This window comes from Kitasatospora sp. NPDC094028 (assembly GCF_049543595.1).
Lineage (GTDB): Bacteria > Actinomycetota > Actinomycetes > Streptomycetales > Streptomycetaceae > Kitasatospora.
On sequence record NZ_JBMVFA010000068.1, the window covers coordinates 1 to 13,014 of the forward strand.

The 13,014-nt window shown below is 71.8% G+C and carries 15 protein-coding genes and 2 pseudogenes; 7 read left to right on the top strand and 10 right to left on the bottom strand.

Annotated elements, in window-relative coordinates; all coding sequences use genetic code 11:
* Positions 1 to 573 precede the first annotated feature (573 nt).
* The 3 genes and pseudogenes from ACPC54_RS41390 (at position 574) to ACPC54_RS41400 (ending at position 4,454) form a co-directional block, all read left to right on the top strand.
* The gene (locus ACPC54_RS41390) at positions 574 to 3,015 is read left to right on the top strand and encodes a helicase associated domain-containing protein (protein WP_498972834.1); all 2,442 of its coding nucleotides are present in this window, start codon (positions 574 to 576) and stop codon (positions 3,013 to 3,015) included.
* Positions 3,016 to 3,625: 610 nt separating this feature from the next.
* A pseudogene (locus tag ACPC54_RS41395) lies at positions 3,626 to 3,760 on the top strand (replication-relaxation family protein); the annotation flags it as partial.
* A gap of 58 nt (positions 3,761 to 3,818) precedes the next feature.
* Positions 3,819 to 4,454, top strand: a complete 636-nt coding sequence (locus tag ACPC54_RS41400; protein WP_498972836.1) for a replication-relaxation family protein — start codon at positions 3,819 to 3,821, stop codon at positions 4,452 to 4,454.
* A gap of 67 nt (positions 4,455 to 4,521) precedes the next feature.
* Here ACPC54_RS41400 and ACPC54_RS41405 read toward each other — a convergent pair whose 3' ends face one another.
* Genes ACPC54_RS41405 through ACPC54_RS41415 form a run of 3 tightly spaced genes read right to left on the bottom strand, consistent with a single transcriptional unit; the run spans position 4,522 to position 5,275 of the window.
* A complete protein-coding gene (locus ACPC54_RS41405) occupies positions 4,522 to 4,704 on the bottom strand; it encodes a hypothetical protein (RefSeq protein WP_380641287.1) in 183 nt (60 codons plus the stop codon).
* 58 nt (positions 4,705 to 4,762) lie between these two features.
* Positions 4,763 to 5,062, bottom strand: coding sequence for a hypothetical protein (locus ACPC54_RS41410; RefSeq protein ID WP_498972839.1), 300 nt, complete (start codon positions 5,060 to 5,062; stop codon positions 4,763 to 4,765).
* Positions 5,063 to 5,071: 9 nt separating this feature from the next.
* The gene (locus ACPC54_RS41415; protein ID WP_498972841.1) at positions 5,072 to 5,275 is read right to left on the bottom strand and encodes a hypothetical protein; all 204 of its coding nucleotides are present in this window, start codon (positions 5,273 to 5,275) and stop codon (positions 5,072 to 5,074) included.
* A 261-nt stretch (positions 5,276 to 5,536) separates the two neighbouring features.
* On the opposite strand from ACPC54_RS41415, the gene ACPC54_RS41420 reads away from it, so the two are divergent.
* Together ACPC54_RS41420 and ACPC54_RS41425 are read left to right on the top strand one after the other, a co-directional pair.
* Positions 5,537 to 6,493 (top strand): replication-relaxation family protein, encoded by a 957-nt coding sequence (locus ACPC54_RS41420; protein ID WP_498972843.1) that lies wholly within the window; start codon positions 5,537 to 5,539, stop codon positions 6,491 to 6,493.
* 224 nt (positions 6,494 to 6,717) lie between these two features.
* Entirely contained in the window at positions 6,718 to 7,029 is a 312-nt protein-coding gene (locus tag ACPC54_RS41425; RefSeq protein ID WP_498972845.1) for a DUF8825 domain-containing protein, read from the top strand.
* A gap of 75 nt (positions 7,030 to 7,104) precedes the next feature.
* Here the strand turns inward: ACPC54_RS41425 and ACPC54_RS41430 are convergent, their stop codons facing one another.
* From ACPC54_RS41430 to ACPC54_RS41445, 4 genes and pseudogenes are all read right to left on the bottom strand, one after another.
* Positions 7,105 to 7,290 (bottom strand): hypothetical protein, encoded by a 186-nt coding sequence (locus ACPC54_RS41430; protein WP_498972847.1) that lies wholly within the window; start codon positions 7,288 to 7,290, stop codon positions 7,105 to 7,107.
* Between the two features lie 93 nt (positions 7,291 to 7,383).
* Positions 7,384 to 7,905 (bottom strand): hypothetical protein, encoded by a 522-nt coding sequence (locus ACPC54_RS41435; RefSeq protein ID WP_498972849.1) that lies wholly within the window; start codon positions 7,903 to 7,905, stop codon positions 7,384 to 7,386.
* A 34-nt stretch (positions 7,906 to 7,939) separates the two neighbouring features.
* Positions 7,940 to 8,077 (bottom strand): hypothetical protein, encoded by a 138-nt coding sequence (locus tag ACPC54_RS41440; RefSeq protein ID WP_498972861.1) that lies wholly within the window; start codon positions 8,075 to 8,077, stop codon positions 7,940 to 7,942.
* Positions 8,078 to 8,136: 59 nt separating this feature from the next.
* Positions 8,137 to 8,328: pseudogene (locus tag ACPC54_RS41445) on the bottom strand (NUDIX domain-containing protein); the annotation flags it as partial.
* A 579-nt stretch (positions 8,329 to 8,907) separates the two neighbouring features.
* On the opposite strand from ACPC54_RS41445, the gene ACPC54_RS41450 reads away from it, so the two are divergent.
* Positions 8,908 to 9,141 carry a hypothetical protein gene (locus ACPC54_RS41450; RefSeq protein WP_498972851.1) on the top strand — a complete coding sequence of 78 codons (234 nt, stop codon included), beginning with the start codon at positions 8,908 to 8,910 and terminating at the stop codon, positions 9,139 to 9,141.
* A gap of 11 nt (positions 9,142 to 9,152) precedes the next feature.
* Here the strand turns inward: ACPC54_RS41450 and ACPC54_RS41455 are convergent, their stop codons facing one another.
* Positions 9,153 to 10,400 carry a replication-relaxation family protein gene (locus tag ACPC54_RS41455; RefSeq protein ID WP_498972853.1) on the bottom strand — a complete coding sequence of 416 codons (1,248 nt, stop codon included), beginning with the start codon at positions 10,398 to 10,400 and terminating at the stop codon, positions 9,153 to 9,155.
* 531 nt (positions 10,401 to 10,931) lie between these two features.
* Here ACPC54_RS41455 and ACPC54_RS41460 point away from each other — a divergent pair.
* Positions 10,932 to 11,381: a hypothetical protein gene (locus ACPC54_RS41460; RefSeq protein WP_498972855.1), complete on the top strand. Its 450-nt coding sequence runs from the start codon at positions 10,932 to 10,934 to the stop codon at positions 11,379 to 11,381.
* A gap of 14 nt (positions 11,382 to 11,395) precedes the next feature.
* On the opposite strand, the gene ACPC54_RS41465 is transcribed toward ACPC54_RS41460, so the two are convergent.
* Positions 11,396 to 12,562, bottom strand: coding sequence for a hypothetical protein (locus ACPC54_RS41465; RefSeq protein ID WP_498972857.1), 1,167 nt, complete (start codon positions 12,560 to 12,562; stop codon positions 11,396 to 11,398).
* A gap of 271 nt (positions 12,563 to 12,833) precedes the next feature.
* On the bottom strand, positions 12,834 to 13,014 hold a 181-nt coding region (locus ACPC54_RS41470; RefSeq protein ID WP_498972859.1), incomplete at its 5' end, for a hypothetical protein.

The window sequence follows — 13,014 nt, forward strand, 5'->3', positions numbered from 1 at the left end:
CCCCCCGGAGCGGGTATCCCGGCGGCAAGCCGCCGGGCAGGGCACGCCTCCGCTTCGCTCCGGCGAAATTCCCGCGCAAGCGCGGGAATTGAATTCCGCAAGCGGAATTCTAAAGCGGTCGGAAAACCCGCTTCGCGGGATTTCCGGGATCCCCGCAAGCGGGAATCCGATGGCTCACTGGGAGGGGTGAGTGCATCACGCGCGGCACTGTGTAGGCTCAGGAATCCCAGTCCTCCACCCCCGGGCCGAGACTCCCTGTCAGCTCACGGTCGGTCAAGGCCAGCACCTCCTGTCGAGCCCAGCGGACTCCGCTTCGCTCCGCCACCCTGAATGCCCGTAACCAATCAGGCCCCGAAAGCGCTGCATGGGAGAAGCATACCACCCGGAGTGCGGGTTCATGCCCGAATACCACCGTGCATCACCCCGGAGTGGGAACCTTCGGCAAGCCTAGTGCATCATGGTGATGCACTGTGTAGAGTCAGGATTGCAGGCACACCCCCCAGCGTTCGACTCTCATGCGAGCGTTGTGCGATCAGGTAAATCTCATCCGGCATTCCACGGGAAGGACGGGCAATGCCCATCAAGTGGCGTGAGCACCAGATCGAGGCGGTTGACGCGATCATTCGCGCGCTGGACATCCCGCCGGGCGGGGTGATTCCGGCGAATGGGCTGCGGGCGCAGATTCACGCGGCCTGCGGAACCGGAAAGACGTACATCTGCGCGGAGGCCGCACGCCGGATGGTGCCGCGCGGCCGTGTGCTCGTCCTGGTGCCGACGCTGGCCCTGCTGGGGCAGACCATCAAGTCGTGGCGGGAGGTCGGACACACGGGGCCGGCGGTCGCGGTGTGCTCGATGCAGGACGACGTCGAGCTGTTCTCGATGGACGTGCGCTGCACCACCAACCCGATCCGGCTGGCCATGTGGCACGGGAGCGGGCCGGTCACCATCTTCGCCACCTACTCCAGCCTGGGGGTGCTGGCGGAGGCATTCGAGGGCGCCTACGGCAAGGCGCTGGAGCCGCTGGACCTGGCCGTGGTCGACGAAGCGCACCGGACGTCCGGGAGCTTGGGGAAGGCGTGGGCGGACATCCACCACCAGCAGGTCATCCCGGCCGCACGCCGCCTGTACGCCACCGCGACGCCCCGGATCTGGCAGGAGAGGCCGACGCCGCCCTGGGAACTGCGGGAGGGGTACCGGCACGAGCGGATGCCGGAGGAGATGGCCGCGTCCATGGACGACGAGGCGATCTTCGGCCCGGTCGCGTGGAAGCTACCGCTCTCCGAGGCGGTGAAGCGGGGTCTGCTGGCGCGCTACCAGATCATCGTGGTGGAGCTGACCGACCCGGTGGTCACTCCGGAGAGGCTGATGAGCCCCGAACGGCGCCAGGAAGAGATCCGCGGGCAGCGGCTCGGCGCGCTCCAGGCCGCCATGCTCCACACCATGGCGCAGCACGGCCTCCAGACGATGATCACCTTCCACCACCGGACCATGGAGTCCCAGGCGTTCGCGGAGGGCCTGCCGAAGGTCGCAGCCCGGCTGCACGCGTCGGACCCGGAGCTGTACCCGGACCGGATCTGGGCGAACTGGCTCAAGGGCGAGCACGCCGGCGAGCGGCGGGCCAGGGTGCTGGCCGAGTTCGGGCGCTCGGCGCGGCGGGCCGTGCTCGCCAACTGCCGGGTGCTGGGTGAGGGCGTGGACATCCGGGCCGTGGACTCGGTGGCCCTGCTGGACCCGAAGGGCGCCCCGCACGACATCGTCCAGGCCATCGGGCGGGCGCTGCGGCAGCAGCCTGGCGAGGGGAAGCTCGCCAGCCTGATCGTGCCCGTCTTCCTGAAAGAGGGTGAGGCGCCGCAGGACATGTTCGCCTCCGGGAGTTACAAGCCTTTGGTGAACGTCCTTCAGGCGCTGCGGGCTCACGACGAAGAGGCCGTCGAATTGCTGGCGATCCCTCAGACCGAGCAGACGAACAGCGTGGAGCCGTCGTTTGATATCGGTCCGGAGCCGCAGGAGGGCGAGAAGGAAAGCCGGATGCTGCTGCGTTTCTCGGCCCCACGTGACCCAGTGATGGTCGCTCAGTGGGTCAGCTTCAATGTGATCGACACGGAGCGGCAGGACTGGGCCCGGGGTTGGTCGGCGGCCGAGAAGTACTACAAGCGGGAGGGGCATCTGCGGGTGCCGTTCGACCACCGCGAGGCGACCCGGGCCGGGCTGGACCCGCACCAGATGTACCCGCTGGGGCACTGGGTGAGCGAGCAGCGCAAGGCGTACGCAGCCGGGGAGATGGAGGGCAAGCGGTTCGAGCGGCTGGAGTCGCTCGGCATGGTGTGGGACCCGCTGGACGCCGCCTGGGAGGAGAACCTGGCCGCCTGCCGGGAGTACTTCGAGCACCACGGCACCCTGGCCGCACCCCGCACCGCCACCGCGCTGGACAAGCCGGTCGGGCAGTGGCTGTCCAACCAGCGCCGCCCCGGCGTCCTGGATGGCCGGCCGGACCGGGTGGAAGCCCTCGCGGAGATCGACCCGGACTGGAACCCGGCATGGCCGCTGGACTGGCAGCGCCACTACGCCGCCGTCGCCGACTGCCTGGACGGCGGGGCACAGCTCGGTGATCTGCTGCCCGGGGTGACGATTCACGGGCTGGACGTCGGCCGGTGGCTGGAGCGGCAGCGCCAGCACATCGTCTGGCAGGGGCTGATGGACGGGCAGCGCGAGCGCCTGGCCGTGCTCGGCGTCGAGCCGCTGGCGGCTGCTGCCGAGGAGGCGGCGCCGAAGAAGAAGGCCGGCGCCGGGAAGCCGAGCGCGTTCGACCGTGGCGTGGCCGCGCTCGCCCAGTACCGGGAGCGCACCGGATCGGTGACCATGCCGCGCGGCCACGTCGAGGAGATCCCCGACGGTGACGGCGGCACCGTGGAGGTGAAGCTCGGGGTCTGGATCTCCAACACCAAGACCCGCCGAGCGAAGCTGACCGCCGAGCAGCTCGACCGGCTCGCCGCGCTCGGGCTCGACTGGCGCTGACACCAGCGGGCCCGGCGCCCGCCGAGACGCGCTCCAGGCCGTCCCTGCCCGCCTGCGGCCGCCGTGTCCGAGGAACACGGCGGTGGGGCGCGGCGGGGGCGGCCTGGCGGCCTTCCAGGGCCGCCCCCGCGCCCCGGCCCCCGCCCCACCGCGAGCGGCCGGCACCAGCCGGACGCGAGAGAAGAAAAGGCCCGCCGCAGGCGCAGCGACCCTCACCGCCACCGCCCCACCCAACCAGCCAACCACCACCCACAAAGCCAAGGACAGGAAGGGGAAGGAGAGGGTTGTCGGGGTGGTGAGTTTCGCCTTGATACCTTGTCACCGTGCCGCCTGACCTGCGCTTTTAGTCGGAAACAGGCCGGTCGGAAAGGAGGTGGCGGCCGCCGGTTGGTGCACCGGTTCTCACCACCGGTTGTCGCACCGGTTAGTGCACCTGTTGTCGGATCGTGTCCGGATGGGCTGATCTTGGTGAGAAATCCGGTGAGAACCGCGGGCTTACCTACGGGTGCTCGCCGCCACCGGGGCGGTGGGCACCGACGTTGAGGAGCCCGTGATGGCGACGCCGCCCGAGATCGACCACGCCGTGGTCGCCGCGCTGTACCAGTTCCGGATGGCCACGGCCGAGCAGCTGCGCGTCCTGCACACCCCCGGCAGCAAGCTGGAGCTGATGCGGCGCCGGCTGCGCCGGTTGAAGGACGAGGGCCTGGTCGAGGACGTCACTCTCCCGCAGGCCGGGAAGCTGCGGGCCTGGTTCCTGACCGAGCGGGGTGCGCGGATCGCCGCCCGCTTCCCAGCTGGAGGGCGTGGCCTCGCCGCCGCTGCCGGAGGACAAGACCGAGGCGCGGCTGCGGGTCGGTCACATCCTGGCCGTCACCCGCACCCAGGCCGCCTTCGTGGCCGGCGCCCGCGAGGCCGGGGACGAGTGCGCGCCGCTGGACTTCCTGCCGGAGGTCTACCACCGCTACGGCGAGGGCCACGATGGTGCGGTCATCGCCGACGGCCTGCTGCACTACGCGACCCGTGGCCCGGACCGGAGGTTGTACCTGGCGTTCGTCGAGGTCGACCGCGGCACCATGGCCAGTGAGAAGCTCGCCGCCAAGCTGATCGGCTACGCCCGCTTCCGCGAGCACCACCCGATCCCGCCGCACCTGCGGCGCACCGCCGGCGCGCAGAGCGTCCTGCCGGCCTGGCAGCAGCACTACGTGGTCTTCCCGCGGCTGCTGTTCGTCCTGGCGGACACCGGCCAGCGCGCCGCCCGGCAGCGCATCCGCGACCTCCAGGTCATCGCCGACGGCCACCCGCTGGTCGCCCGGATGCTGATGACCGTGAAGGCCGGTGCAGCCCGCCTGGACGACCTCGAGCAGCACGGCACCAGCGCGGCGGTCTGGCACACCCTTACCGACCACACGCGGCCGCTGTGCGGGGCCTGGGAGCTGTAGGCATGGCCCCCTCGCGAGTCTGGTCTTCCCCTCCACGCCGTGTGGAGGGGAAGACCAGTACGCAGGATCAGTTGCTCCGCTTGACCTGTTCTTCCAGGCAGAGGACGCAGTCGTCGGTGTAGAGGGTGGCGTTCGGAACGATCACCAAGGGCTTCCCGCAGAGCGAGCGGTCACCTCGGGTGGATCGAGAGTCCAACTGGTGTCGGTACCTGGGCTGTTCGTCCATGACGATGCCGTACGTGTTGCTCATGGCGCGACTGTACCGGGAGAGCCGAGCGTGGTCTTGGGATCCCCGACGTCCCCGCCACCTACATCCCGGTCAGCGCGGATCCAGGGCGGGAGCGCTCCGCGGCGAACCACTGGGCAACGTCGTCGAGTGGGTCCAGCAGCGGCTTGTGTGCGAAGGCCGTGTTGTAGGCGCTCCGGCCGGCGGGCGACGTGTAGTTGGGGTCTTCGGGCGGCAGCTGGTCGGCGTGGTGCCAGATGATTGAGTGGGACGGGAGGGTAATCGGGACTGTGATCGGGGTGGAAAGCCCGCCAACGGCGCGGAGTGTCAGTGGCAGAGCGTGGGTGGTGCGGTTGCGCAGCCACTGCAGGCCGCGGATCACGGTTCCTTCTCACTGCTGACGGGCTGCCCTGTAGGCAGGGTCGGCCTTCACCAGCTGCTCGTCCAGAGCCCTGGCCCAGTAGGCGGTCTCCATCGTTGGCACCGTGACGGCGTAGAGGTTCGTGTTCTCCTCGATCGTGCGCGCGAGACGGACCCGGGCCTGGTTGAAGCCATCGAAGGCGATACCCACCAAGCCGGTGGCAGCAGCAGTCATGGGCTCACCGTAGAGGTATGCCCAGTACCGGGACGATCGGGTTCTGTCCGGCTCCCGCCCCGGCATCAAGGTGCCGCACACGGCCATCAGGGTGTCCGGCCCGCCATCAAGGTGGCGACCGCCAACGTTGGTAGGTGCCGTTACGTGATCGTTGTGGCCAGGGGGGCTGTTCACCAAGGTATCCGCCAAGGTTCGCGGGGTTCCCTTCGGCGACCGCGTGGAGCACCCGGCTCCGCGCCCAGCCGAAGGGGAACCCCTGCGATGACGAAGGACGACGGCGCCAGGACGAAGGCCAGGGCGAGGACGGGCGCGGAGCCGGACAGCGAGGCGCGGGAGGTGGAGATCACCTGGGCGGTGGTGGCCGCGCTGTTCCAGTTCCGGATCGCCACCGCCGAGCAGCTGCGCCGGCTGACCGCCCCGGACGCGGGCATCGAGAAGATGCGTGGCCGGCTGCGGCGGCTGCGCGACGAGGGTCTGGCCGAGGAGCTGGTCCTGCCCCAGTCCGGGCGGACCAGGGGCTGGTACCTGACCGAGCACGGGACCAGGGTCGCCGGTGCGTTCCCCGAGCTGGCGGACATCCCCGCCCCGAGGACGCCCGGCGACAAGAGCGCCTTCAAGTACACGCTGTGGCACCAGCTCGCCGTCGTGCGCACCCACCTCGTGTTCCTCGCCGACGCCCGCCGCCGGGGCGACGCCTACGGGCCGTTCGACTTCATCCCGGAGATCACCCACCGCTTCGCCGAAGGCCGCGAGGGCACCGTGCGCCCGGACGGCCTGCTCTACTACAGCCGCACCAGCGCGGACGATGCCCGGGTCACCAACCTGGCGTTCGTCGAGGTCGACCGCGGCACCATGGGCGGGCCCCGGCTGGCCGCCAAGCTCAACGCCTACGCCCGCTACTGGGCCACCGCGCCACTGCCGGCCGGTGTGCGGCCTGGCACCATCGAGGCGCAGGACGGCGGCGTGCCGCTGTGGGAGCGCCGCTACGTGCGCTTCCCCAGGCTGCTGTTCGTCCTCACCGGCACCGGGCAGGCCGGCTTCGCGCACCGCGCCGACGACCTGGAGCTCATCGCCCGCACCCGGTACGTCGCCAAGATGCTGCGCACCGTCCCGGCGATGGTTGCCAAGTTGGAGGACCTGGAGGAGGAAGGCCCGGGCGCCGACGTGTGGTGGTCGATCGCCGATCTCGAGGCCGGACCGGGCCCTTGGTGGAGCTGACCGGCACCATGCCCTGACCCGCACCGACACCGATACCTTGATGCCCGTCCCGGAAGGGGCGGGCATCAAGGTATCCGGCTCGCTCTCACCAATGTTCCGACCTGTGGGGTTATCGCCCCGTGACCTGGCCATCAAGGTATTGGTGAGCCGTCCCGGGGCGGTCATCAAGGTATCGGCGGGGCGCAGCCGGACGCTGGATCCGGTCGCACGTACGATTCCCTGCCGTGGGCAAAGAGCAGAAGACCTTCGAGTACACCGCCGACCTGATCGCGGCGCAGCGGTCGCTGATGGCCGTGCAGGCCGAGCGCCTCGCCTTCCTGGCCGCACTGCCGTCGTGGAGCAGCGATCTGGAGGCCGCCCGGCAGGGGCTGAGCGAGGAGCAGCTGGCCGAGTCCGCCCGCTTGGAGGAGGCCGAGCGCCGGGCCTCTCACGTGGTGTGGGCCGACGAGTACTGGGCCAAGCTGTCCGGCGAGGACCGGGTCATCGCCCGCAGCCGGCTCAAGCACATCGACGACCCTGTGGTTGAGGCCGTGTGACGGCGGAAGGCCTTGATCCTCGGGGCGTGCGCCGGGCCGTGGCCAACGTACGACGGGTGAGGGGGCGGCGCCCCGCTACCGGAAGCGGAAGCGGAGGTTGCCGTCCGCGTCGATGGTGACGGGGAAGTCGTTGTTCGGCATCAGCCGCAGGACCTTCTTCAGCTCCTGCCAGTCGACCGCTTGCCGGGGAGCGGACGGCGGCAGGTCGGGCCCGCCCCAGACCGTATCGGACAGGACGGCGGCCGCGATCGTCTTCGCCATGTGAGGCCCTTCCCCGTGATCTTCCGATCACCCTAGAACCTTCGGGCGGCCTGCGGGAAGGCTGTGGGCGGCGCCGGATGCCGCGGGGCTGACTTACCGTCCGGCCCGGTGCAGGGACCAACGGGCCGGCCACCCGCGACGGCGTCGGGCATGACGGGCCGGGACGACCGCCCCGGTCAGGGGCACCGGCGCGGCCGGGGCAACCGGCGCGGTGACCCGTTCCGGGCGGGACTTGTCCGGGATCACCACGTCGGGGCGCACGACGGCCAGATGCTGTCCGGCGTAGGCGGTGCGCAGCCCGGCGCCCACGAGGTGGGCTTCCAGAATCAGGTTCTGAAGGCGGCGGGCGGTGGGCAGCTCGCCACGGCAAACGTTGATCGCGAGGACGCCGCCGGGCAGCGGGGCCTGGTTGGTGGCCTGCCATCGCACCGAGACGCCGAGGCCACGCGGGCCCAATTCCAGCACCGCGCCTGGGCGGCCGTCCCCAGCCTGGACGACGTCGATGCCGGCGGCCGCGAGCGCTTGGACCGTCTGGTCCCACAGTGCCCGCTCTCCGTCTGGCGGGCCGGGAGCGTCTTCGGGGCCGGGGCGGGTGTGGTGGTGCTGATCGTGCATCCGGCGACCCTACCCGGCCGACCCGCCGCCGGCTTCAGCGCCACTGGTAGGGGGCGTCGGTCATCGCCGGAAGCAGCAGCGGGCCGCCGGTGGTGCCGGGCCGGGTGGCGTGGTCGAGGACGCGGCCGATGTTCGGGTAGAGGTGGAGGCCGGCCGCGTCGGCCACTGGCATCCACACCACCGGCGCCTGGCCGGGGTCGTCCCGCTCGGTGCGGGCGACGGCGCGGTGGAGCCGGGCGGCAGGTGGGCGGTGAAGACCAGGTGCCGGCGCCGGAACGGCGTGGTCTCACCCGGCCGCTCGGTCTCTTGGTCCTGGATGAAGCGGAGCACCGGCAACGCCGGCAGCACCGCCAGGTCGAGCCCGAGCTCTTCGAGCAGTTCCCGGCGCGGCGCGTCCGCCGGGTCCTCGCCGTCCTCGACCAAGCCGCCGGGCAGGAAGTGCTGAAAGGCCGGCGGGGCGCTGGCGGCGGATCAGGCAGAGGCGGCCGTCGTGGACCAGGACCGCGCACACCCGCACGCGGACCGGCCCGGCGCACGCGCCGTTGGTGGTCACCGCCGTGCCCAGGTCGGACAGGCGGGCTCGTGCCAGGTGGTCCGGACGACCAGGCCGCCCTGGGTGAGGTGCTCGCTGGACCAGGTCCGGCAGCACCCGCCGCCACCCGGCCGGGCCGGGGCCGGCAGTCTCGGGGCGCGGACCGGCGCAGCGGAAACGGGCGCGGCGGAACGGCGGCGACGGCGGCGCCTGATCGGGGGTGTCGTCATGTCGCAGGCTCTGCCCACCACACCGCCGGGCCGAACCCCGCTACCACCCGGACGGAGTACCGCAGCCCGTTCTCGCCAGCCACTGACCTGCGCCGATACCCGAAACTCACCAGGCCGGACGGGCAAACTCACCAGCGTCCCCAGGGTGAATCTCGCCAGCCACCGGCGAAGCTCACCACCGCAGGTCGGCGATGGTGGCCGAACTCCCCACCGCAGGTCAGCGGCTTGACCCGGCACAGGATGAGGACGGACCAGGGTGGCCGCCGCCTCGACGGGCCGCCGGGCCCCGCAGTGGTCCTGCCGGTGGCCGGTGCGCCCGCACCGCCGCTCGCACTGCGTGGACCCGGCAGGCACGCCGACTGCGGCTGCACCCACGGGGAGCGCATCATCCCCCCGGTCGTGAAGGGGCCGGCGGACAAGCCGCTACGCCTGCGGCGGACCGTCAACCTGTGGGACTCCCAGCCGCAGGACTGAGACGGGCCGGGTCACGAGCGACGCCACCAGGAACGGGCGCGATTCGCCACGGCCGCTGCGGCTTCGGCGGCGGCCCGCTCGCGCTCGGCAGTTTCCCGGGCCTTCTGGCCGGCCACGTCCTGGCGGCAGCCGGCGCACAGCCCGTCGTCTTTCCAGGCCTGTTCTTTCTCGGCCCACCGCTCATCCGTGAACTTCTCCGAGCAGCGGCGGCAGGCCGGGCGGCGACGCTCGCGCTCCTCCTTCTGCCGTTCCTGGCGGACCTGCTCGGCGGCATCCTGCTCCGCGTGCAGCAGCTCGTCGCCGTCCCGGTTGTCGAGCGCCTGGTCGAGGGTGTGCCAGCCGCGGCGGCCGAAGCGGTGCCAGATCGGGGCGTCGGCGCCGCAGCGGCGCAGCAGCGGCAGGGTGGTGGCCACGACCGGAAGGGCGCGGTGGTAGTTGCGGGCGTGCACGGCGTCGCAGCCGTACGCGGGCGCGTACCAGGCTGCCTTGGAGGCGGCCTCGACGTCGGCCATGCGGTTCATCAGCCGCTCGTGGTCGCGCTTGGCCTTCTCCTTCTTCTGTTCCGGGGTGAGCCGCTTCGCTCCGGGTCGGTCGCGCTTGCGGCCGGCCTCCAGGACCAGGGCGACCGGGGGCAGGCCCTCGCGGCCGGTGGCAGGGTAGACGGTGGGCCACAGCCGCAGGTCGTGGGTCCGGGCGCCCCAGCGGCGCAGGCCCGCTTCGGCGGCGGCCTTGGCGGTGCCCTTCGCCGGGAGCTCGCACCAGGCGCGGTAGGAGGAGAGTTTCTCCGCCAGCGTGCCGACGCTCTCGTTCTCCCGGTCGACCTCGACCAGGAGCACCGGCGTCTTCGCGCCGGGGTCGCGCAGCACGAGGTCGGTGAAGAGTGAGCGGCGGTGCGGAATTGGGTGCTCGACCTCGGTGGTGAACGCGCCGAGGTGACCGAACCCGCCCTTGGCAAGAAGGCCGGCGGTGGCGACGACGTCCAGGGCGTGCTCGGAGAACGCCGTGCCTGGGCCGTCGCGCTCGGGGCGCAGCGCGGACAGCTTGGTCCCGGCCGGGAGCAGGCCGGCGGCCTCGCGGCGCCCGGCCGCGGTCAGCGTCCACAGCTTGCGGTTGTCCGGAAGGCGCAGTTCCTCCCGCACCCTCCCGGCGTCCTCCAGGTCGCCGATGGCGTCGCGGGTCGCCTTGTCGTTCCGCTGGCCCGGCAGGACCAGATGCCAGAGCTCACGTGCGGTGGCGCGCTGAAACAGGGCAAGCGACACCAGGACTCCCTTCCTGACCGGCTGTGTCGAACCCCGTTCCCACCGCACCTCAGCATCAGGGAGAAGAGGGTTGTCGCCACGCCCGCGTCCCCTTGACCGGGGCCGCTGGCCTGCAAAAACTGGCCGGGCCGCCGCCGGGGGCATGGAGGTGCCGGCGGAGGTGTCTGCGGTAGCGCGGCGGGGCCCCTTGCCCCGGACGGGCGAGGCCTTCGCCGCCCCATCCAGTAGGTGGTCGGCGCACTGGTCGCCGTCGTCCGGGTCGGGCGCAGCAAGCGGGGTGGTGGTCATCGGTGGCCTTCCGTCTGTAGGAGACCGGATCCGGCGCGGTGGTCGGCCCCGGCACCCGAGCGAGCGCCCGGGTGCGGCCGACACTGCACACCGACCCCTTGTCCGCGGTCTGACCCCACCCCTTGCCCAGGCGCCTTGTCCCGCCCGATTCACCCCGGTCCGGTCCCTTGTCCTCCCGGTATGTCCGTGACGGGAGTCACTCCGAAGGGCGTCGCAGGTTCCGTCCGGGACGACACTGAGGACGTGACAGAGGAGGAGCTGATCCGACAGGACGCGCAGCGGTTCCGATGGGCGTTGGAGGCCGCGGCCTTCCAGTTGGCTGAGCGGAGCTGGACCTTGTACGGACTTCGCGATTTTCCGACAGGGGCCTGTCTGGATGCCTCGCTGTTGCTCGCCGAGTACCTGACGGACCGCGGCCGGGGCGAGTGGAAATGCGTGGTCGGCGAGCGGCCGGTCGGACCGGCGATGCCGCACAGCCACGCCTGGCTGGAGCGCAACGGCCTGATCGTGGACATCACCGCTGATCAGTTCGCCGACTCGTCGGGCCTGGCCGTGTGGGTCACCCGCGACCGTGCCTGGCACGCGCAGTTCGGCGACGTCGAGGCGCGACGCCGGCTATCGCGGCCAGAAGACGACGAGCGTCTGGACGCCTATGCCGAACTTCGGGCCGCCGCAGACGCTCTGCTGTCGTAGCCGGGTCCTGCCTGTCAAAGGTTCAGGATGTAGGCACGGTGCACGGTGTGGGCGGCCTGCTGCGGGGTGGCGTGCAGGGCCGCCTCCTGGGTGGCGGGGTCGCCGAGGAAGTAGCCCTCGAACACGGCGACCCAGTCGTTGCCGCCGTCCAGGCCTCGCTCGACCCAGCCGACCGGATGGCCCTCGCCGAGCACCACCAGGACGTCGGGTTGGACCGTCCATCCGGTCAGCGACCAGTTGTAGCCGAAGGTCTGCGGGTCGAGCGGGATGTGGATGTCCATGCTGCGGGGCAGGCCGCGCAGCAGCGGGTCGCGCGGCACGGTCACCGTCCGGTCCGGCTCCGCGGGGGCGGGGGCGGGGGTGCTCTGCTGGGCCAGGTGCCGGTCGACCAGGTCGCGCAGCCCCGTCCCGCCGGTCGGGGTTTCTCCCCGGGGCGCAGCGGGCGCGGTTTCGGCGGGCTCGGCGGCGGGCGGTGTTTCGCCCCGGGGGACAACGGTCGCGGACGAGGCCCCTTCGGTGGTGTGGGCGGCGCCTTGCTCCGTGGTCGTTTCTCCTCGGGGGGATTGGGCGGCGGGTCTGGCGTCCGGATCCGGGGTGGCGGCCTCGGGGCGGGGAACGGGCACGGTGGCCGCCGACGTCTTGGCCGCTCCGGGGGTGGTGCCGAGGCCGGGTCGGGTTTCGCCCCGGGGAGTTTCGGCGGGCACCGCGGCGGGTTGTCCCGCCGTTTGAGTCTGGGTCGGGTGGTCGGCGAGCAGTTGCTCGGCCAGCTTGCGGTGGCGCTGCATCACTGTGTGGGCGGCGCGGAGAGCATCGTCGACCGCTTGGCGTGCAAGGGCCGGGGCGCCGTCGCTGCGGGCCGCGTCGAGCTGGAGCAGCAGCACCCGGTTGTGTCGGGACAGCTCCTCGCCGAGGGCGAGGAGCTCGGCCGCCAGCGGGTCGTCGGTCGGGCTGTCGGGAAGCCCCGTTTCGCCCCGGGGCGTTTCGGAGGCCGCGGCGAGGGCCTTCTCCTGCTTCTCCTTCTCCCGGGCGCGGTCGGCTTTCGACGAGCACTTCTTCGAGCAGTACTTCGGCCGGCGGCCCTTGCCGCCCCATGCCAGTTCCGTGCCGCACACCGCGCAGGTCGGCCCGCCGAACAGCATCGGCTCAGCCACCACCGCATTAACCCCCGGGGAGAAACTCATGATCGGGATGCTAGCCCTGTGACCAGCGCCGTTTCCCCCCGGGGGTGAAACGGGCGGGGATCGGAGCACTGTGCACCGCCCCTTGCGCAGCACCGGGGCACGCGGCGGGGTTGTCCCTGCGTGGCCCAGTCGTCCCGCACTGCCCGGCCGGTTGTCCCGCGCTGGCACCGTGCTGCACCGGTTGTGCGGCGAGGGCCGCCTTGCTGTACGGGAGCAGCACGGCCGGTGCGGCAAGGGTGCCCTTGCCGCACCCGCGGCCGGTCGGGGGGTCTCAGCCAGTCCGCGCGAGGACTTGGCCGGCCCATGTGACGAACGCGGACCGCTGGACGCTCTGGTCTTGCTCGGCCTGGGCGATGGCCCGTCGCTGCGCGTCGGTGGTCGAGTCGGTGATCCCGAGACGCTCGGTGCGGTGCACCATGTCCGCGCCGAGCCCGACCGCCTTGAGGACGCCG